We start from the raw sequence: 20,363 nt of genomic DNA, 5'->3' as shown, positions 1-20,363 counted from the left end.
ATTAGCCCAAATAATATGAAGCAATTTGATAAGTCAGGAATGACATGAAATATGCCAAACCAAACAGGTAAACCGTCATGATACTGACCGTTTTCCAGGAACCAGTTTCACGTTTGACTGTCGCCAAAGTTGCCAGACAATGCGGTGCATAAATAAACCACACCAGTAAAGACAGACCTGTCGCCACTGACCAGCCCAGATCACCACCACTACTGATGAGTGAAGAGAGACCTTCGGACATTGCATCGTCATCTACGGCAGACAGTGCATAGACAGTGCCCAATGCAGCAACCACCACTTCACGTGCTGCCATGGCTGGAATCAAGGCAATACAGATCTGCCAGTTAAAACCGAGCGGTGCAAAGATTGGCTGCATCAGATGACCGAGCATACCTGCCAGTGAATAATCAATCGCCGGCAAAGTCGCACCTTCTGGGGGTTGCGGGAAGGTGCACAGGAACCAGAGTACAATCGATAAGGCAAAGATGATGCCGCCGACCCGCTTCAAGAAGATTTTGCCGCGATCCAGCAAGCCGATCCAGACGTTTTTCAGATCCGGGAAACGGTAGCTTGGCAGCTCCATCAACAGCATGTGCTGGGATTTATCTTTATGGAAAAATTTCAGTACAAAAGACACCGCCAGAGCACTGACAATACCCGCCATATACAGGCCAAATAACACCAGACCTTGCAGGTTCATAAAACCCCAGACAGTTTGCTGTGGAATGAAAGCTGCAATCAGCAAGGCATATACCGGCAAACGTGCTGAACAGGTCATCAATGGTGCCACAAAAATCGTGGTTAAACGATCTCGCGGATCACTGATGGTACGCGATGCCATGATGCCGGGAATGGCACAGGCAAAGCTGGACAATAACGGAATAAAGGCACGGCCTGACAGGCCCGCTTTAAACATCAGCTTATCGAGCAAGAAGGCTGCTCGTGGTAAATAACCTGATTCTTCCAAGACTAGAATAAAGAAGAACAGAATCAGAATCTGTGGCAGGAATACCACCACCCCGCCGGCACCAGCAATAATCCCGTCCACCACCAGACTATTCAGTAAAGGATGAGCAATATATTCACCGAGGAATTCACCGAGCCAACCAAAGAAGGTTTCGATGCCATCCATAAACGGCGCAGCCCAGGCAAATACCGCTTGGAAAATCACGAACATCATTACAGCCAGGCTGAGTAGACCCAGTACCGGATGTAAAAAAATCCTGTCGAGAAAATCAGTACGTTTGTCTTCCTGATCGACGAAATTGACCACGTCGTTCAGAATGACTTCTACCTGCTGATGCGGGTCACCCTTTAAGCCACTCAGTTCAGTCTGCGGTACCGAGAATTTTCCCTGATCCAGGGCATTCTTCAGGTTTTCAATCCCTGAACTGCGTACCGCTACAGTTTCCACCACGGGCACGCCGAGACGTTCAGACAGCTTCTGGGTATTGATTTGCATCCCACGACGGCGTGCTTCATCCATCATGTTGAGTACAACCAGAATCGGACGACCCAAAGCAATCATTTCTAGGACCAGACCCAGATGCAGTTTCAGGTTAGTGGCATCTACTACACATAAGAATGCATCCTGCTGCTGTTCTTCTGCGATTTTACCTTGCACCACATTACGGGTGATTTCTTCATCCGGACTGGTCGCATCCAGACTATAAGTTCCTGGCAAATCCAGTACCCGCACCGCTTTGCCTGAAGCAAGCTGAAACGTACCGACTTTACGTTCAACCGTGACCCCCGCATAGTTACCAACTTTTTGGCGTGTTCCGGTTAAATGGTTGAATAATGAAGTTTTACCGCAATTAGGGTTACCGACAAGGGCAATACGTAATGTATCACTCATGCCGACACCGCCTGTTCGATTTCAATTTTGGCTGCTTCTGATTTACGCAAAGCAAAACGGGTAAATCCAACTTGAATCAAAATGGGATCTCCACCAAAAATACCTTTCGTAATCACCTGTACCTTCGTACCCGGCACAAAGCCTAGAGTTTCCAAACGACTCGCGACGACATCGTGTAGAGCACTTTCACCATCAGTTGTTCGACTCACTTTTCGAATGATGGCAATTTGTTTTGCTTTTAAATCAGACAAACGCACCGTGAAATTCCTGAACTATTTTGTACAGTATACAAACAAATGAGAATAATTAACAAATAAGATTGATTACATGCTGAATTAGTTTTTATATCACATCGACAGTCTGGTGAAATTAAACTACAGTGGAGAATACCTATTAAATTCATCGCTTTTTCAGATCAGATCCTTGCACCCTATGCTGAATAAAAAACCCCGTATTCCCGCCCCGGTTCAAATTCCTGAAGCCTTGAGCTATTTACAGGGTTTTCGTGATTATCTGATTGCGCAAACGGTCAGTCCACACACCCGAAATGCCTATTTATCTGATTTGCTGCAATGTGCAGAATGTCTGAGCAAGCCTTTGCCAGAATGGACCCATGACGATATTTCCGATGTATTGATTGCACTGACCAAACAGCAAAAAAGCCCACGCTCAATTGCCCGCTGTCTGTCAGCCTTGCGTTCATTTTATAAATTTCTGCGTGAACAGAAGCTGCGTAGTGATAATCCGGTGGCAGCGCATAAAACCCCGAAGCTTGGCCGTGCCTTGCCCAAAGATTTGTCTGAAGCCGATGTTGAGGCCTTGATTGATGCCCCCGATATCAATACTGCTTTAGGCCTGCGTGACCGTGCCATGTTTGAAGTGCTGTATGCTTGCGGTTTACGTGTCACTGAACTGATTAACTTACGTCTGGAACTGATTAACTTAAAACAGGGCTATTTACGCATCGTCGGTAAAGGCAATAAAGAACGGCTGGTACCGATGGGACACATGGCCTGTGAATGGGTGGAAAAATATCTGAATGAAGCCCGTCCACAACTGTATAAAACCTCAACCGATTATCTGTTTTTGACTCAGCATGGCGGCATCATGAGCCGGCAAAATTTCTGGTATGCGATTAAACGCTATGCTTTACAGGCCGGGATTGCATCCGAGCTGTCACCGCACACCTTGCGGCATGCCTTTGCGACGCATCTGCTCAATCATGGCGCAGATTTACGTGTGGTACAGATGCTGCTTGGACATAGTGACCTGTCGACCACCCAGATTTATACCCATGTCGCGCAAGTGCGGATGCAGCAGCTGCATGCAGCGCATCATCCACGGGCTTAAAACATCTACATATGGAATAAACTGAGAAGTTTGACGTGTTTGTATTTTTTTTTGTTATGCTAATGCTCTGTTTTTAGTCCAAGAAGAAAAGGGTTATTTATGACATTTGCCCGCTCAAAAGTTTTTATGGCTTGTACACTTGCTGCTGGTTTGGGGCTTAGCGCATGTTCCAATTCCGATAACAACACTAAAAAGCAAGATACACTGACTGCAAGTGCACCAGCAACGGGAGAAGCCTCTACCCTGACCGAACGCAATGCACAACAGCGTCTGGTCTCTACCTTGGAAAAGCATTTCAAAACTGCGGGGATCAGTGCCAAAATTATCGATATTAAAACCACCGAAGTACCGAACCTGTTCTGGGTCAGTCTGGAAGATATGTCTGCGGTCTATGTCACCAGCGATGGTAAATACCTGATTCAGGGCGACGTGATCCGACTCGGTGATAAACAGCTGCATAATGTCAGTGAAAACCTGCAAGCCGGAATCAACAACAAACTCTTTTCTGAGCTGAAAGCAGAAGACCTGCTGATCTATCCGGCCACAGGCAAGGCCAAGCATGTGATCTATGTCTTTACCGATGTCAGCTGCCCGTATTGCCATAAATTCCATGAGCAAATGGATGAAATGAACAACAAGGGGATCGAAGTGCGTTATATCGCCTGGCCGCGTGGTGAACAGCATATGCCAGCCATGGAAGCAATCTGGTGCAGTGCTGACCGTCATAGTGCTTTTGATCAGGCCATTGCCGGTGCCCAGATCACTGCGCAAAAATGTGAAAATCCTGTTCAAGATCAATATCACATGGGCCTGAATATGGGCGTCAATGGCACCCCGGCAATTTATAGTTCAGAAGGGGTTTACCTGGGCGGATATCTATCTACCTCTGAATTATTGAAGCGGCTTAAATAACTCATTTTAATACGTTATTTAACTTTAATTTATACATGAAGATATTCTGAAATGACCCTAGAGTCATGGCGTTTTTTTAGCTATGATCTAGGTTCTCGTAAAAAACTGATTATATTTGGAGTGTGACGTGAAACCAGTTCGTCTGGCAATCCTCGGTCTTGGTACTGTAGGTGGTGGTGCCTTGAAACTATTAAAAGAAAATGCTGCTGAGATTAAACGTCGCACCGGTCGTGAAATTCAAATTACTTATGTAGGTACCCGTCGCCCACGTCCTGATCTGGATCTGCCTGAATCGGTGAAGCAAAGTGCAGACTTGATGGATATCGTACGTCAACCGGATGTAGACGTGGTGGTCGAAGTCATGGGCGGTATTCACCCTGCTTTTGAAATCATCATGGAAGCCATGAAACATGGCAAACATATTGTTACTGCCAACAAAGCCTTATTGGCTGAACACGGCAATGAACTGTTTAAAGCAGCCGAAGACAATGCTGTGCAAATTGCCTATGAAGCAGCTGTAGCCGGCGGCATTCCAATCATTAAAGTGATCCGTGAAGGTCTGGCTGCCAACAAGATTGAATGGCTGGCAGGTATTATCAATGGTACGGGCAACTTCATTCTTAGTGAAATGCGTGAAAAAGGCCGTGCTTTTGAAGACGTGCTCAAAGAAGCGCAAGAACTGGGTTATGCCGAAGCCGATCCAACCTTTGATGTGGAAGGCATTGATGCTGCACATAAACTGACGATTCTGGCTTCCTGTGCATTTGGTATTCCGCTACAGTTTGATAAAGTCTTTACTGAAGGAATTGGCAAAGTCACTGCACAGGATGTCAAATATGCAGAAGACCTCGGTTTCCGTATCAAGCACCTGGGAATTGCACGCCGCACCGATGCCGGGATTGAACTCCGTGTTCATCCAACCCTGATTCCTGAAGAAGAACTGATTGCCAACGTCAATGGCGTGAAAAATGCCGTACTGGTACAAGCCAATGCGGTTGGCCCAACGCTGTACTACGGCGCAGGTGCGGGTGCAGGCCCAACGGCTTCTGCTGTGGTCGCAGACGTGGTGGATATTGTCCGTGATATCATTTATACCGAAGACGGTGCCGGAACCATTCCGCAACTGGCCTTTGAAGCACTGACCGATTTACCGATCTTGAGTCGTGAACAAATGACCACCGGCTATTACATCCGTATTAATGCCGAAGATCAAATGGGCGTGCTTGCCGATGTCACCACGATCCTCAGTCGTGCCGGAATCAGTATTGATGCCATCATGCAGCAACCTCGCTTAAAAGACCTTATTCCGATCGTGATTCTGACCGATCCTATCGTCGAATCAAAAATGGATGCAGCGCTCTCACAAATTCAAGCATTACCCGTCATTCATGGCGAAATTGTACGAATTCGTTTAGAATCGCTTGATAATTAATCGGGTTAAGGGGAGTATTTCCCCTTGCCAAGCTCTACACACAATTGGAACATCATCATGTCGAATGCCAATCGTTATACTGGTTTAGTTGACCGCTATCGCGACCGTTTACCAGTGTCTGCAACTACTCGTGCGATCTCTTTGGGTGAGGGTAATACTCCACTGATCAAGCTTGAGAATATTCCACGCATTATTGGTAAAGATGTTGAAATTTATGTGAAGTACGAGGGCTTAAACCCGACTGGTTCATTTAAAGACCGCGGTATGACTATGGCAGTGACCAAAGCCGTTGAAGAAGGCTCTAAAGCCATCATCTGTGCATCCACTGGTAATACTTCTGCTGCTGCGGCTGCATACGCTGCTCGTGCCGGTATCAAAGCATTCGTACTCATCCCGGAAGGCAAAATTGCCATGGGTAAAATGGCCCAAGCGATGATGTATGGTGCAATCACCATGCAAATTCGTGGCAACTTCGATGATGGCATGCGTCTGGTGAAGGAAGTTGCGGATCAGGCACCGGTAACGATTGTAAACTCAATCAACCCGTACCGCCTGCAAGGTCAAAAAACCATTGCTTACGAGATCGTTGAAGCTTTAGGTCGTGCCCCGGATTACCACTGCCTGCCAGTGGGTAACGCAGGTAATATCACTGCACACTGGATGGGCTATACCGAAGCGGTGGCCAATCAGTCAAAAGAAGAATTTGAGCAAGTGATTTACGATGCTGAAACCGATGCTTTCACTGGTCCTAAACCGGCTGGCTTGCCAATCATGGCCGGTTACCAAGCGTCTGGTGCTGCTCCGTTCCTGCGTGGTGGTCCAGTAGAAAATCCGGAAACTGTTGCAACTGCAATTCGTATTGGTAATCCGCAAAGTTTCAATCATGCCAAAGCCGTCGTTCGTGATTCAAACGGCTGGTTTGATGAACTGACGGATGCTGAGATTCTTGAAGCACAACGTCTGCTGTCGATGTATGAAGGTGTGTTTGTAGAACCTGCATCTGCTGCGTCTGTTGGCGGTGCAATCCGTGATATCAAAGCAGGTAAAATCGCTGAAGGTTCAGTAATCGTATGTACCGTAACCGGTAATGGTCTAAAAGATCCAGATACCGCGATCAAACAATGTGCCGATGCGGTGATGCTGTCTATCGACGCAACCATGGCTCAGGTAAAAGACTCTATTCTGTCGAACATGTAATTTCAGCCGGAATAAAAAACCCTGCATTTGCAGGGTTTTTTATGAGCGCAGAGATTAGATTCGTTTTGGTTGCTGGCTCACCCAGCTCATCAAACGGGTCGCATCATTGGTACGCGCCTGTGAGCTATTTGCACCTAACAGTACCACTGCCACCGGACGGTTATTCAGGGTCGTATGCATCACCACACAGCGCCCTGCTTCATTAATAAAACCGGTTTTAGAAATATTGATATTCCAGCCGCCGTTACGCACCAGTGCATTGGTATTATTCGATTTCAGTACACGATAACCCAAGTTAAAGTCATAGCTTGGTGTGGTCGAGAATTGACGAATCAGACCATATTGAGAAGCGGTATTCACTAAAATACCCAAATCACGTGCTGATGCCACATTTCCAGGGTGTAAGCCGGTTGATTCCATAAAGCGGGATGAATTCATGCCTAAGGCCTTGGCCTTACTGTTCATCGCTGCAATAAATGCACTGCGACCACCTGGATACGTTCGCGCCAAGGCTGCAGCTGCCGGGTTTTCAGACTTCATTAGAGCAAACAATAAAGCTTCGGCACGGTTCATGCTATCGCCAGCACGTAAGGTCGAGCTTGAGCTTTTACAACCTGCGCAAGAGAAATCAGCCTGTTGCAGCGTGATTTTTTCTGACATGTTTAAACGTGCATCGGAAATCACCACTGCTGTCATTAATTTGGTAATAGATGCAATCGGCAAAGCGGTATTGGTGTTTTTGCTAAACAGTACCTCACCAGTTTGCGCATCCATAACCAATGCAGCACGGGCATTTACAGAGGGTTGATTGCTATAACTGTTTGTATCAAAAATCTGTGTTGTTTTTGCTGGTTGCTGAACACTGACCGACTGCTGGGTGCTCGGTACACTCTGACGCAAGGTCGTGGTCACGGTGGCTGAACCGGGTGGCGAAGGCTCATCAGCAGCCACACGGAAATCATCACTCATCAGCTGATTGACTTCCTCAGAAGACCAACTAATGCTGGATCCGCCCTCTGTCGTGCCAGAATTCATAATGATTTCAGCAAAACTTGTCGCACTCATGCTGACTAACACGGACAGGCCCAATACATGCCTTAAAGACTTGTTTATTTTCTTCACTATTTCTTCACTCAACTAACAGAGGTAAGATTGATTTGCGTATTACCTCTAATATGCCTTACATTTAAACACATTGCAGAACATTTTTTGATCTTGACACTGTGTGATAAGTTTCAGATTTTATCTTGCGAATAGGATTGCTAATTTTGTACTTTCATTGCAAGCTTATTTTGCTTTATGTAACAAAAAAATGATTTTTTTAACAGAGGGAGAGCGTAGGTGATCACAGTTTTAGTTGTGGACGACCATGAATTAGTACGTACTGGAATTTGCAGAATGCTGGAAGACCATGCGGAGGTTCAGGTGATTGGACAGGCTGAATCTGGTGAAGAAGCGATTTCTCTGGTTCGTCAGCATCATCCGAATGTGGTTTTACTGGATGTGAATATGCCGGGCATTGGTGGCGTAGAAACCACGCGTCGTCTGCTTCAGAGCGCCCCTGAAACCAAAGTACTGGCTGTCAGCGGTCTGGCAGAAGAACCCTATCCTTCGCTGTTATTAAAAGCCGGAGCCAAAGGTTATATTACCAAAGGGGCGCCGATTTCAGAAATGGTTCGCGCCATCAATAAAGTCATGCAAGGCGGTAAATATTTTAGTGCCGACATTGCAGAACAGTTAGCGAGTTCTTACCTTTCTGATACACAGCAATCGCCTTTTGATGCACTGTCAGAACGTGAAATGCAAGTGGCGATGATGGTGGTGAACTGTATCAGCGCTCAGGAAATTGCTGACAAGCTCTTTGTCAGCGTCAAAACCGTAAATACTTATCGTTATCGTATTTTTGAAAAACTGAATATTGATAGTGATGTCAAACTGACGCATCTGGCCATGCGCTATGGACTCATTAAACCCTAGCCTTTAACGAGTTCCGGTGCATATGGCACAACCATCTAGTTACTCTGCTCTCAACCGATATCATCTTGGTATCTGGTATAGCGCTTATCGCCTGCTGATCAGCACTGGCCTGCTGCTTATTTTTCTACTGACCTACCCCGAACTGACCAGCGACTACCAATATCCGCAGCTGTATTATTATGCGCTGGGAATCTGGGTAGCAATCAATACGGTACAGCTGTTCGCGTTGAAGTGGATCAGACGTCTGATCCAGCCGCAGCTGATCATGATTTTCTTTGTTGATGTCTGCCTATTAAGTTTGCTGACCTTGGCCAGCAATGGTCCGAATCTGCAAATCGGGCTGCTGTTCGTGATTACCATTTTTTCTGCATCTTTATTATTAGATGCAAAAAAAGCATTGGTCTTCACCCTGATTGCCGTCATTAGCATTATCTATCAGCATTTTATCGGCAGTATTTTTGCATTTTCCTCACTTAGCAATATCAGTAATAGCGCCCTGCTGGCCTTTTTGTTTTTTGTCGTCTATGGCACCGGGCAAATTGCCGTGCGCCGTTTTCAGATTCTGGAAAACCTGAACTTCTCTCAATCGCTGGAACTTCATCGCTTACAGAATATTAACCGTTATATTCTGGAGCAAATTGAAACCGGTTATCTGGTTCTGGATGAAAATTATCATGTGGTACTCAGTAATCCTGCTGCCTGTCATCTGCTTGGGATTGAATCCAAATACGGTCTGGAAAAATTTACCTTATACCAGTCACAGCCGGATTTATTTGAACTGATCCATTTTGAAACGCTGGAAAATGGTGAACGCTTTCAGTTTGAATCCCAGCAAAGTCGCTATAACATTCATGTCCAGGTACAAAAGCTGATTGTACCGCATCAAACCCTAACGCTACTGGTATTACAGGATGCCAAAAAACTCAATCAGCAAGTGCAACAACTCAAACTTGCCGCACTGGGGCAGCTTTCGGCCAGTATTGCGCATGAAATTCGTAATCCTCTAGCCGCCATTGTCCAGGCCAATGATTTGTATCTAGACTCGGAAGCTGAACAGCAACAGCTACTCCACCAGATGATTGGCCGGCAGGCGACCCGGATTGACCGGATTATTCAGGACACACTGAATATGGTCAAAAATAAAGAAACCCATCCGGTGCCGATTCATCTCAATGAATTTATCCCGTTATTTATCCACGAAGATCTGGCTGATATTCGTGATCAGATTCAATTTAATATTGATGTCTCGCTGGCGATTCAGTTTGATGAGGCACAATTCCGGCAAATCCTGATAAATCTGATTCGCAACGCCATCCGTCACAATTCAGCAGATGCCAATTACATTCAGCTGAATATACATCCCTATGAACATCGGGTCTGGATTGATATCCGGGATTTCGGCTCAGGTGTAGCCATACACGACCAGGCCCTATTATTTCAACCTTTTTTCAGCACCTCGATTAGTGGAACCGGATTAGGACTGTACTTATCACATAGTTTTTGTGAAGCAAATCAGGCACAATTAAACTATATACAACAAGAACAGGGCGCATGCTTTCGCATTAGCTGCCAACGTATTACGGTATAAAGGGGTTTAAGGGAAATGAGTGTGGAACAACAGCCACTGGTGCTCTTGGTGGATGATGAAGAAGATTTATGCACCCTCATGCAAATGTCGTTGCTGCGGATGGGGATTCGTACGCACATCGCACATTGTCTGCAAGATGCTAAAAAATGTCTTGCAGATCATCAATATGATGCCTGTTTAACTGACCTGAACTTGCCCGATGGCAATGGTTTGGAGTTACTGGAGTGGATTGGCCATCTCTACCCTGCACTTCCGGTCGCGGTTCTGACCGCCTATGGCAACATGGAAATCGCGATTGCTGCACTCAAGGCCGGTGCCTTTGACTTTGTCAGCAAACCGATCAATCAGAAACATCTGGAACAGCTGCTACAAAAAGCACTGAATAAACCGGTGGATTATTCCCATAATAATCCAAATGATGCTTTAGAACATAAAATGCTGATTGGGCAATCGATACCGATTCAGCACTTACGTATTACCTTACAAAAAATTGCCCGCTCACAGGCACCGGTTTTTATTACTGGCGAATCGGGAACTGGCAAGGAAGTGGTGGCCAATCTGGTCCATCGCCTGAGCAACCGTAATGAAGGCCCTTTTATTGCAATTAACTGTGGCGCGATTCCCACCGAACTGATGGAAAGCGAACTGTTTGGGCATAAGAAAGGCAGCTTTACTGGCGCCGCTCAGGACAAACAGGGGCTGATTCAATCGGCACATGGTGGCAGCCTGTTTCTGGACGAAATTGCCGAATTACCACTTGCTATGCAGGTCAAACTGTTACGTGCGGTGCAGGAAAAACGCATTCGTCCCCTCGGTTCAGATACTGAAATTGATGTGGATTTCCGCGTCATCAGTGCCACGCATCAGGATCTGGAAGCCTTGGTACAACAAGGCAAATTCCGTCAGGATTTATATTTCCGTATTCATGTGATGGATCTGACTTTACCGCCGCTGCGTGAACGGAGTCAGGATATTCTCTTACTCGCCGAACATTTTATTCAGAAGATTTGCCAGGAATGGGGCATTGCCAATAAAAAACTGACAGAACGCAGTAAAGAATTTTTATTGGAACAATATTATCCGGGTAATGTACGTGAATTGCGTAATATTATGGAACGTGCAATCACCTTGAGTGATGAAGAGCGGATTGATCTTCAGCACCTGCAAAGTGCACCGTTACGTCAGGCTCTTAACAGCGCTCAGGAGATGAATACGCTCACGAGCGAGATCATTGCGACTGACACCCTGATTGCCCCGAGAAAGCTCCCAGAAGAAGGCCTAGAGCTATATTTAGAAAAGATTGAAAAAGAAGTTCTACTCAATGCGCTGAATCTAACGCACTGGAACCGCACACTGGCCGCGAAAAAGCTCGGTATGTCATTCCGCTCCCTACGTTATCGTTTGAAAAAGTTCGGACTGGATACTGAGGAAGACGAATAATTATTTTTGCAGGAGTAGCAGGTCTGTGACGTGTTCCAGATAGCTCTCCTCACGCATTTCCTGCTTAAACGGATAACTGAAATGTGGCTGCACGCCCCGCCCTTCAATCATCTGACCACTCGGACTGAAGTATTGTGCCACTGTCATTTGTAAAGCAGAACCATTACTCAGTGGAAATAGCTTTTGTACCACACCTTTGCCATAGCTTTGCTCACCGACCACCCAAGCCCGGCTATGTTCTTTCAATGCTGCCGTAAAGACTTCAGCTGCCGAAGCTGAACGGTTATTAATCAGAACGCCCACTTTCAGATTCTGAAATTCAAAACTTGGCAGCGCCTGAAATTGCTGATTGCCTTCCGAACGGCTTTGGGTCGAGACAATCACACCCTGATTCAAAAATAAATCGGCCGATTCTACTGCGGCAGAAAGTAAGCCACCCGGGTTATTGCGTAGATCAAACATCACCGCTTTTAAGCGTCTGTCAGAATAGCTTTCAATCAGGCGCTTGATTTCATTGGCTGTATCTTGCTGGAAAACTTTGACCTGCAATACCAGTACCTGATTATTGTGCAGACTGGATTTAATTTCAGTATCGAGCTTGGTATTCCTTACCAGACGAACCACCGGACTTTGCGGGGAAAGCTGGATCATGAGCGTTGAGCCAACTGCTCCGCTCAATAACTGCCGAACTTGTTCCTGATTAAGGCTACTTAATACCTGATCGTCAATTTTATAAACAGTGACGCCATTACGCAGTCCCTGCTTGGCTGAATCTGCATCGGCATTCAGGCCCTGAACCACCCATTGCTTCATCCGCGGGTCAAATTGCAGATCAAAATCAATGCTGGCCAGATCACCTTCGGTATATTCACGCAGCTGCTTATAATCTTCAGGCGACAAATAGCGGGAATAGCGGTCTAAGCCACTGACCAGACCTTGGATTGCCTGTTGGAACAAGGCGTCGTCATTTTTGTCTTGAATATAATTGTCTTTGACGATGCCATAAATTTGTACGAATTCTTGAATGGATGCCACAGGAATTTCAGTATAGGCCTGACCATCCATTTCCATATCATCGAATGCCGGCTCTTTTGAGCCCGCACCCCAGGCCGAATGACTCAAACACATCAGTAAGCATGGTATAACGACAGACTTCCAATGTGTTGTTGCCATTTTTTACCTTTCTTTAAAATCTTATCGAAAATTATTGATTCAGTTCAATCAGGTTGCGACCTTGCATTTCCGCAGGGACTGGAACTTGCATCAGACTTAATAAGGTCGGTGCGACATCTGCCAATACGCCACCTTCTGCGATCGTGGCCTGAGTTGGACCTACATAAATAAATGGAACCAATTCAGTGGTATGTTGAGTATGCACCTGACCACTGTGATAGTCCTGCATCTGCTCTACATTACCATGATCGGCAGTGATAAGCATATGACCTTTTTGCGCCATCACCGCCTCATAAACCCGGCCTAAGCAGGTATCGACCGCTTCGACCGCTTTCACTGCGGCATCAAAAACACCGGTATGACCGACCATATCACCATTGGCATAGTTCACCACCAGCAGGTCAAATTCGCCTGAATTGATCGCAGCGACCAGCTCATCAGTCACTTCATAAGCACTCATTTCCGGTTTGAGGTCATAAGTTGCTACATTTGGTGATGGAATCAGGATACGTTTTTCACCCGGATATTCATCTTCACGACCGCCACTAAAGAAGAACGTCACGTGTGCATATTTTTCAGTTTCAGCAATACGCAATTGGGTTTTACCCAGATTTGACAGGTATTCACCAATCGAGTTGACCAACGCTTCTGGCATATAGGCCACAGGCGCATCAATCGTTGCTTGGTAACGCGTCAACATCACAAACTTGGCTAAGTTCGGCACCACTTTACGTGCAAATCCAGCAAAATCTTTTTCTACAAATGCGCGAGTCAATTCACGGGCACGATCGGCACGGAAGTTCATGAAGACCACGCTATCACCATCCTGAATTTTTGCCAGCTCACCAATGCGGGTGGCTTTGACAAACTCATCCGACTCATCTGCGGCATAAGCCTGTTCCAGACCTTGAACTGCGGTGGCAGCTGTACGGGCCGCTTCGCCTTCAGTCAATAAACGATAGGCCTGTTCGACGCGATCCCAACGGTTGTCACGATCCATCGCGAAGTAACGACCAATCATGCTGGCAATACGACCCTGACCCGGATATTGTGCAAACAGCGCATCCAGTTTTTCCAATGACGGTTGGGCACTTCGTGGCGGCGTATCACGACCATCCAGGAAAGCATGCAAATAAACTTTGACACCACGTTTGAGTGCCAGTTCAGCCATCGCAACAATATGGTCTTCATGCGAATGCACACCGCCTTGAGATAAAAGGCCGAGCAAATGCACTGCACCACCTGAAGCTTTGGCTTTCTCCACCGCATCGACGAGTACTTCATGATTGAAGAAATCACCGGTACGAATGTCTTTGGTAATCCGGGTAAAATCCTGATACAGCACACGACCTGCACCGAGGTTCATATGTCCGACTTCCGAGTTCCCCATCTGGCCATCTGGCAGACCAACATCTTCGCCTGAACCCGAGATCAAACCATGCGGATGCTTGTCCTGCATTGCAGTTAAATTTGGTCGTTTAGCTGCTAAAAACGCGTTGTCTTCGACCGCTTCGCGATGACCCACACCATCCATAATCAACAAAACGTGAGGGATTTTGCCAGCAGTTGCATCCGTCATAATGAAATACTCTGTTCGTCTACGAATTAATCGCTCTATTTTAGCGAAGTTTGCAAAAAGAGGCCATGACCAGAGTATGGTTTAAGCCGCTCATCGCGATTGATTTGTTCTATTTTCCTGGGTCTTAGCGTGCCCGATGCAGCAGGTAACCCCCAATACCGAACATGATCAGAATCGGAATAAAGACAAACCATGCCGGAGATGGCGCATAGACCAGACTGGCATAGCCGAGGAAATCCTGTAGATAGAAAAAGCCCAGACCGGCAAATAAGGCAATCACCAGACGAAAACCCATGGATTGCTGACGCAGCGGCCCGAAAATAAATGAACAGGCAATCACCACCAGTGCAATCAAGGCAAAAGGAGAACCGAGTTTCTGCCAGAAAGCCAGTTGATAGGTTTTTGGCACCTGACTATATTCATGCATATAACTTGTGAAACTGATCAGTTGGCTCGGTGACAAGTCTTCAGGATCGATGGTGACCATATGCACATATTTTGGCTGTAATGCCAGTGCCAAAGGTTGCTGTTCCTGCTTGATCAGGGTAGCACTACCATTTTGCAGAATATCGAACTGCTCGGTATTGCTTAATGTCCAGGAGCCATCTGTGACGAATTCACCCTGATCCGCTTGCAAGGTGCCGCGTAAGCGATAATTTTCATCAAAATCCAGCATCTGCACATTTTTCAGCTGACCTTGCGAATTGGCATAATCAATATAAATAAAGCGCTGCCCTTCCCGGGTCCAGTAACCCCGCACTTCGCCCAGTTGTGCGGCTTTACTCGAACTTTTTACGCTCTTGGCCTGTTCATTGGTATAGGGAATCACCCACTCGCTTAAGGCAAATGACAAGACCACCAGCAGTAATGCTGAACGGATCACCCAGCCAACAATCCGCCACAGACTGATCCCGATCGAGCGCATCACAATCAGTTCACTATTTGAGGCCAATGTGCCCAAACCTAAAACCGCACCAATCAGCGCCGAGATCGGCAGAATTTCATAAAGATAATTCGGAGCACCCCAGAGCACATATTTCAAGGCATCCCAGGCGCCATAACCTTCTTTTAGTGAACCCAGCTCACCCAGATAAGTAAATAACACCTGTAAACCCGCCAACACAGCGGTTGCACCCAGCATCGCCAGCGCAGTGGTTTGGGTCACATGTTTTGCAACTATACGACGTGCCAACATTATTAAGACCTCACTCGCTGAATCTGTTTCTTAATTTTCGGGGCCAAATTCTGTTTACGTGAGAACAAGGCACCCGCAATCGCATAAGCAATCAGGATCAATGGATAAGCCCAGATCCCCATTTCCTCTTTACTGATCCGGGTTTTCACGGCCATTAACGCCACAATCAGACTGGCAAAGATCATGAGCGCCGGAAATAACTTGAGATAACGACCTTGGCGCGGACTCACTTCAGACAAGGCCACGGCCAGAATCAAAGCAATCAGAATCGCAAATGGTACAAATACCCGCCAGCCTAATTCACTGGCCACCACAGGATCCTGACGGTTCTGCCACAATTGCGAGGTTGGCAGGGCTTCAACTTCAGCACTGGCAAACTGTGCTTCCTCATCATTTTCTAAACGCAGACGATAGCTTGCAAATTCAGCCTGGGTATATTGCGGAGTGCCCGGATAGATTTCATAACGGCGACCTTGAACCAGATCGACCACATTGGCCGCATCATTTGGCACCTCAATGCGGGTGGCTTCCTGGGCCAGAATCATCACATCCGGTTTACCGGGTTTTTCTGCCCGCTGATAGAAGAAAATATCTTTTAAGTTCTTGCGGTCTTCAGACAGATCACCGGCATAAATGGTATAGGGGCCAGAGGAAATAAATTCTTTGGGTCGTACCAGATCAAAGCCGGTGCGTACCGCCTGACTGGTGGTCAGCGCTTCAAACTGGCGGATTCCCCATGGCGCTGCCCAGAGCATCAAGCCGGCTTGGGCAATGAGAAACACCAAGGTCATCGGCACCAGAAGGCGCGCCAATTGATGCCGGCTGACACCACTGCCATTCATCACCGCCATTTCATGGTCGACATATAAACGGCCAAATACCAGCATCAGGCCAATAAAGAAACCGAGCGGAAGAATCAAGGTTAAAAACTCAGGCAGACGGTAGCCAATGATGCTAAATAAAATGCCTGCATCCAGACGGCCTTGCGCTGCGACACCAAAATACTTGATCAGTCGGCCACCCATCATGATCAAGGTCAATAAGGCAATCACCACCAAAGATGTCGAGACAACTTGCTTGACCAGATAACGCCGAATAATCAAATTAATTCTTCCAAAATAAGGTCTATAAAACGAGTGCTAGTTTACCCGAATAGCAAAAATATAAAACCTAGACGGCCCTACCCATTGAAACTCTATTCAGATAAATGGTTCAATGACTGAATGATTTACAAATCTAGACAGGCGTGAAAACAGAATATGAAACTTACAATTAATACGTCATTCCCAGAGAATGGATCAAGTCAATCTTTGTTGATTTTAGTTGACTCAGAACAACTTCAAAATACCACCTCAACCTATCAAATCAACAATTTAGACCGATTAATTGAAGCATCTCAGTTCAAAGCGGCTTTGGCTGAAAGTCTGAGCCTGATTGGCCAAGTCAGTCAGTCCAGCCATGCAGCACTGATCGGTTTAGGCAAAGTCACTGAATTGCAACCAGCAAAACTCGCAAAAATTGCCCAGACTATTATTCAGGCCACTCAAAAAAAATTCAAACAGATTTCTGTAGACCTGACACAACTTCCACAAGAATTGCATTATCTGTTTGCTCTGGCTTTGACTCAAGCCAGCTATGGTTATGATGAATATAAGTCGAAAAAGAATGAATTTGTACTTGAACAGATCGACCTGATTGCCACGCATAGCGTTTTAACGACAGAACAGCTGCAACTGGTTCAAGCAGTACAGAGCGGGCAAAACCTGGCACGTGATCTGGGCAACCGTCCGGGCAATATCTGTTTCCCGGAATATCTGGCAGATCAGGCCATCGCCTTGGCTGCTGAATATCCGGATTTACTGAAAGTCACGGTACTGGATGAACAACAGATGGCAGATTTAGGCATGGGTGCCTTCCTTGCAGTCAGCCAGGGTTCAGAGCGTCCGGGTCGTATTATCAGCATTGAATATCAATCAGAGCGTAGTGAAGCGCCAGTGGTACTGGTCGGTAAAGGCATTACCTTTGATACCGGTGGTATTTCACTCAAACCTGGCGCAGGTATGGATGAAATGAAATACGACATGTGCGGTGCAGCCTCTGTACTGGGTACCATGCGTGCATTGTGTGAGTCCCGCTTAGCTCTGCATGTGGTAGGAACCATTGCCGCAGCAGAAAATATGCCTTCTGGTAAAGCCACTCGTCCGGGTGACATCGTCACGACGATGAGCGGTCAAACGGTTGAAATCCTGAATACCGATGCCGAAGGTCGTCTGGTGTTATGTGACACCCTGACCTATGTGAAACGTTTCAACCCTGCTCTGGTGATTGATATTGCGACCTTGACCGGTGCATGTGTGGTGGCTTTGGGTTCCGTGCTGACAGGTCTGTTCACACCAGATGATAAATTGGCAGCAGAACTGGAAACTGCCGGCCAGCATTCATTTGACCGGGTATGGCGTATGCCGGTCATAGATGACTATCAGGAACAACTCGATTCACCATTTGCCGATATTGGCAATATCGGTGGCCCAAAAGCCGGTTCTGTCACTGCAGCCTGCTTCTTGCAGCGTTTTACCCGTGAATATCGCTGGGCACATCTGGATGTTGCAGGTACAGCATGGAACTCAGGCGCAAATAAGGGGGCAACCGGGCGTCCAGTGCCATTATTAATGCAGTTCCTGGCCAACCGCGTTCAAACGAATGGCTAAGGTCAGCTTTTATTTATTTGAAAAAAGTCCTGAACGACAAGTCGAAAGTGCTTGTCGTTTATGCCGCAAGATTCTGCGCCAGCCGGCGCGGATCTGGTTACTATGTGCCGATGCAGCGTTACAACAGCAGCTGGATGAACGCCTGTGGAGCTTTGATCGCGCGAGTTTTATTCCGCATGGTATTGATCAGCCTGAGGCTAGCGTGTGTATTTCGGCAACATTGCCTGAACAGTCCGACTGGATTATTTTCAATTTTAATCCAGAAGCACTTGAACCTTACGCAAAATTTAGTCACATTATTGAGATCATTGAAAACCATGAAACGGCTAAACAGCTGGGTCGTGAAAAATTCAAACAATATCGTCGTTTAGGTATTGAGCCCAACACCCATAAGCTTTAACCGATATCACCCACAAGGAGAGGCATGTGGCATTAAATGTAGGTCCAGATTTTAAACAGCGCTGGTTAAATGTGCCGGAAGCTGTACGTCAGACCTTTATCGATGACCTCTCTCGGATCTGTGACATTTTAAAGCCTGAAACCTCTTTAGAAGAATGGCAGATTCGTGATCAGCGCTTACAGCAGGAATCTGAACGCAAGATTGAAGAAGCCTATGCGCAGCGCAAGGCTGAATTGATTGAGGCCGCACGTATTCGTAGACAGCTGGCACTCGAACAGGCTCTGGCCGATAAACGTGCTGCAGAGCAGGCTGCGATTGCACAGCTATATCAGGATGAACAGCGTAAATTTGCTGAGCAGACCCAAGCCCTCGCTGACATAAACCTCAGTCTAAAGACAGAAATGCAGCACTATGTTGCCCGTTATCAGAAAAATCCTGAGCATAGTTTTGACTTTGCCCAAGGTCGTATCCAGATTGAAGACCACACCATTTTATCTGAATTAGAGAGTGTGCGTTTGCGTCTGGAACTGGAGGCAGAAACGGTGATTGAACAGACCATCAATGCACTAAGAGAACAAATGCGTGTGGCGGCCCAAGAAGAAATCGACTATATACTGAAAAATTCAGAATTTTCCGAGCAAGTGAGACCTGATTAAAAATCCCAACTCATATAAAAAGCCCGCTCATTCGGTAATGCTGATCAGTTAAGGAGTTTAGAAATAGACCCTTTAACTGTTTAGCCGTTCACGACGAAACCTTAAGGTTTTACATCAAACATCTGTAAAGCATTGGTTAATTTGGTTTTGTCCAAATGAGAAGCAGAGCTTCGCAAGGAAGATATCTTGCGGTGCAATACACCGCATGCCTCAAACAGTTGCGGATGACTTTTCCACCCATCAAATATAATCATGAATTTAAAAAAGAAAATGCCAGTCAATTGCTTAACTAACTGGCATCCGGCTGATTCGGGCTTTTTAGTTTGATCTTTTAGAGCACATCGGCCAGCATAAAGGCAGCATTTCCAAGCAAATAGCCAATAGTTAATAAAGTACCAATCCAGAGAATACCACCCGTAATATTATAAAAGCTGAATGTGGCAAAACTCATATGGGCTGAACCGGCGGCAAAAGGACCAAATGAACGAACAAAGGGAATAAAACGGGCAATCAGAATGGTTTTACCGCCATGTTTCATAAAATAGTGATTGGTTTTCACCATATATTCCGGCTTGAAATAGCGTGAATGCCGATTAAAATATTTTAGGCCCAGCACTTTTCCAGTGTAATAATTCACGGTGTAGCCGAGTACCGATGCAGTAAAGAGCAGTAATCCCATTGAATGCAGGGTCAATATATCGCTGCTGGCACATAAAGCTCCTACAGCCAGCAATAAACTGTCACCGGGCAGAAAAAAGAAAAATACTGAGCCGGTTTCCGCAAAAATCACCAGAAACAGGATCGCGTAGATCCATACCCCATATTGATCAAGCAATAGCGGTAATGACTGTTCCAAGTTGAGTAAAAAATCGAGCATTCGACCCGTCCACCAAGGCAA

At 46.3% G+C, this 20,363-nt stretch carries 18 protein-coding genes; 10 read left to right on the top strand and 8 right to left on the bottom strand.

Annotation, left to right across the window (positions count from 1 at the left end; translation table 11 throughout):
• Position 1: 1 nt before the first annotated feature.
• Positions 2-1,858 carry a ferrous iron transporter B gene (locus FTU87_RS10960; RefSeq protein ID WP_005094440.1) on the bottom strand — a complete coding sequence of 619 codons (1,857 nt, stop codon included), beginning with the start codon at positions 1,856-1,858 and terminating at the stop codon, positions 2-4.
• Positions 1,855-2,115: a FeoA family protein gene (locus FTU87_RS10955; RefSeq protein WP_004281065.1), complete on the bottom strand. Its 261-nt coding sequence runs from the start codon at positions 2,113-2,115 to the stop codon at positions 1,855-1,857. Before FTU87_RS10955 ends, FTU87_RS10960 begins: the two co-directional genes overlap by 4 nt.
• A gap of 175 nt (positions 2,116-2,290) precedes the next feature.
• Here FTU87_RS10955 and xerD point away from each other — a divergent pair, with 175 nt between their 5' ends.
• From xerD to thrC, 4 genes are all read left to right on the top strand, one after another.
• Positions 2,291-3,208 (top strand): site-specific tyrosine recombinase XerD, encoded by a 918-nt coding sequence (xerD, locus tag FTU87_RS10950; RefSeq protein ID WP_005094442.1) that lies wholly within the window; start codon positions 2,291-2,293, stop codon positions 3,206-3,208.
• A gap of 99 nt (positions 3,209-3,307) precedes the next feature.
• Entirely contained in the window at positions 3,308-4,120 is an 813-nt protein-coding gene (locus FTU87_RS10945) for a DsbC family protein (protein ID WP_180097339.1), read from the top strand.
• Positions 4,121-4,247: 127 nt separating this feature from the next.
• Positions 4,248-5,552 carry a homoserine dehydrogenase gene (locus tag FTU87_RS10940; protein ID WP_074383664.1) on the top strand — a complete coding sequence of 435 codons (1,305 nt, stop codon included), beginning with the start codon at positions 4,248-4,250 and terminating at the stop codon, positions 5,550-5,552.
• Positions 5,553-5,609: 57 nt separating this feature from the next.
• The gene (gene thrC, locus FTU87_RS10935) at positions 5,610-6,749 is read left to right on the top strand and encodes a threonine synthase (protein WP_005094446.1); all 1,140 of its coding nucleotides are present in this window, start codon (positions 5,610-5,612) and stop codon (positions 6,747-6,749) included.
• A 54-nt stretch (positions 6,750-6,803) separates the two neighbouring features.
• Here the strand turns inward: thrC and FTU87_RS10930 are convergent, their stop codons facing one another.
• Positions 6,804-7,871, bottom strand: coding sequence for a serine hydrolase (locus FTU87_RS10930; protein ID WP_141667085.1), 1,068 nt, complete (start codon positions 7,869-7,871; stop codon positions 6,804-6,806).
• A 219-nt stretch (positions 7,872-8,090) separates the two neighbouring features.
• Here FTU87_RS10930 and FTU87_RS10925 point away from each other — a divergent pair, with 219 nt between their 5' ends.
• The 3 genes from FTU87_RS10925 to FTU87_RS10915 are packed head-to-tail and all read left to right on the top strand — an operon-like array spanning position 8,091 to position 11,754.
• Positions 8,091-8,726, top strand: a complete 636-nt coding sequence (locus tag FTU87_RS10925) for a response regulator (RefSeq protein WP_005108454.1) — start codon at positions 8,091-8,093, stop codon at positions 8,724-8,726.
• A gap of 22 nt (positions 8,727-8,748) precedes the next feature.
• Positions 8,749-10,314 carry a nitrogen regulation protein NR(II) gene (locus FTU87_RS10920; protein WP_180097336.1) on the top strand — a complete coding sequence of 522 codons (1,566 nt, stop codon included), beginning with the start codon at positions 8,749-8,751 and terminating at the stop codon, positions 10,312-10,314.
• A 15-nt stretch (positions 10,315-10,329) separates the two neighbouring features.
• The gene (locus FTU87_RS10915; RefSeq protein ID WP_005169020.1) at positions 10,330-11,754 is read left to right on the top strand and encodes a sigma-54 dependent transcriptional regulator; all 1,425 of its coding nucleotides are present in this window, start codon (positions 10,330-10,332) and stop codon (positions 11,752-11,754) included.
• On the opposite strand, the gene FTU87_RS10910 is transcribed toward FTU87_RS10915, so the two are convergent.
• From FTU87_RS10910 to lptF, 4 genes are all read right to left on the bottom strand, one after another.
• Positions 11,755-12,927 carry a S41 family peptidase gene (locus FTU87_RS10910; protein ID WP_180097333.1) on the bottom strand — a complete coding sequence of 391 codons (1,173 nt, stop codon included), beginning with the start codon at positions 12,925-12,927 and terminating at the stop codon, positions 11,755-11,757. It lies immediately after the preceding gene.
• Between the two features lie 31 nt (positions 12,928-12,958).
• On the bottom strand, positions 12,959-14,506 hold the full coding sequence (gene gpmI / locus FTU87_RS10905) for a 2,3-bisphosphoglycerate-independent phosphoglycerate mutase (RefSeq protein WP_180097331.1): 1,548 nt from the start codon (positions 14,504-14,506) through the stop codon (positions 12,959-12,961).
• Between the two features lie 124 nt (positions 14,507-14,630).
• Complete coding sequence (lptG, locus tag FTU87_RS10900) at positions 14,631-15,701, bottom strand: LPS export ABC transporter permease LptG (protein ID WP_005094459.1); 1,071 nt, start codon at positions 15,699-15,701, stop codon at positions 14,631-14,633.
• A 2-nt stretch (positions 15,702-15,703) separates the two neighbouring features.
• Entirely contained in the window at positions 15,704-16,804 is a 1,101-nt protein-coding gene (lptF, locus tag FTU87_RS10895; RefSeq protein ID WP_005094462.1) for an LPS export ABC transporter permease LptF, read from the bottom strand.
• A gap of 156 nt (positions 16,805-16,960) precedes the next feature.
• Between lptF and FTU87_RS10890 the strand changes: the two genes are divergently transcribed.
• From FTU87_RS10890 to FTU87_RS10880, 3 genes are read left to right on the top strand one after another with little or no spacing between them, the layout of a single operon-like run.
• Positions 16,961-18,409 (top strand): leucyl aminopeptidase, encoded by a 1,449-nt coding sequence (locus FTU87_RS10890; RefSeq protein WP_180097329.1) that lies wholly within the window; start codon positions 16,961-16,963, stop codon positions 18,407-18,409.
• Positions 18,402-18,809: a DNA polymerase III subunit chi gene (locus FTU87_RS10885; protein WP_005094466.1), complete on the top strand. Its 408-nt coding sequence runs from the start codon at positions 18,402-18,404 to the stop codon at positions 18,807-18,809. The genes FTU87_RS10890 and FTU87_RS10885 overlap by 8 nt, the downstream gene beginning before the upstream one ends.
• Positions 18,810-18,835: 26 nt before the next feature.
• The gene (locus tag FTU87_RS10880; RefSeq protein ID WP_100357786.1) at positions 18,836-19,465 is read left to right on the top strand and encodes a hypothetical protein; all 630 of its coding nucleotides are present in this window, start codon (positions 18,836-18,838) and stop codon (positions 19,463-19,465) included.
• Positions 19,466-19,796: 331 nt separating this feature from the next.
• Here FTU87_RS10880 and FTU87_RS10875 read toward each other — a convergent pair whose 3' ends face one another.
• Positions 19,797-20,342 carry a VTT domain-containing protein gene (locus FTU87_RS10875; RefSeq protein ID WP_005169036.1) on the bottom strand — a complete coding sequence of 182 codons (546 nt, stop codon included), beginning with the start codon at positions 20,340-20,342 and terminating at the stop codon, positions 19,797-19,799.
• Positions 20,343-20,363: the final 21 nt, after the last annotated feature.

Source organism: Acinetobacter sp. YH12156 (genome assembly GCF_013418235.1).
GTDB lineage: Bacteria > Pseudomonadota > Gammaproteobacteria > Pseudomonadales > Moraxellaceae > Acinetobacter > Acinetobacter pseudolwoffii.
This window is presented reverse-complemented; position numbering and strand designations above follow the sequence as displayed.

What these genes read in the sequence shown, in the direction of transcription:
- FTU87_RS10875 (WP_005169036.1), bottom strand. Translation starts at nt 20,342, where the DNA reads ATGCTCGATTTTTTACTCAACTTGGAACAGTCATTACCGCTATTGCTT.
- xerD (WP_005094442.1), top strand. Translation starts at nt 2,291, where the DNA reads ATGCTGAATAAAAAACCCCGTATTCCCGCCCCGGTTCAAATTCCTGAA.
- FTU87_RS10920 (WP_180097336.1), top strand. Translation starts at nt 8,749, where the DNA reads ATGGCACAACCATCTAGTTACTCTGCTCTCAACCGATATCATCTTGGT.
- lptG (WP_005094459.1), bottom strand. Translation starts at nt 15,701, where the DNA reads ATGTTGGCACGTCGTATAGTTGCAAAACATGTGACCCAAACCACTGCG.
- FTU87_RS10915 (WP_005169020.1), top strand. Translation starts at nt 10,330, where the DNA reads ATGAGTGTGGAACAACAGCCACTGGTGCTCTTGGTGGATGATGAAGAA.
- FTU87_RS10910 (WP_180097333.1), bottom strand. Translation starts at nt 12,927, where the DNA reads ATGGCAACAACACATTGGAAGTCTGTCGTTATACCATGCTTACTGATG.
- FTU87_RS10885 (WP_005094466.1), top strand. Translation starts at nt 18,402, where the DNA reads ATGGCTAAGGTCAGCTTTTATTTATTTGAAAAAAGTCCTGAACGACAA.
- gpmI (WP_180097331.1), bottom strand. Translation starts at nt 14,506, where the DNA reads ATGACGGATGCAACTGCTGGCAAAATCCCTCACGTTTTGTTGATTATG.
- FTU87_RS10890 (WP_180097329.1), top strand. Translation starts at nt 16,961, where the DNA reads ATGAAACTTACAATTAATACGTCATTCCCAGAGAATGGATCAAGTCAA.
- thrC (WP_005094446.1), top strand. Translation starts at nt 5,610, where the DNA reads ATGTCGAATGCCAATCGTTATACTGGTTTAGTTGACCGCTATCGCGAC.
- FTU87_RS10945 (WP_180097339.1), top strand. Translation starts at nt 3,308, where the DNA reads ATGACATTTGCCCGCTCAAAAGTTTTTATGGCTTGTACACTTGCTGCT.
- FTU87_RS10960 (WP_005094440.1), bottom strand. Translation starts at nt 1,858, where the DNA reads ATGAGTGATACATTACGTATTGCCCTTGTCGGTAACCCTAATTGCGGT.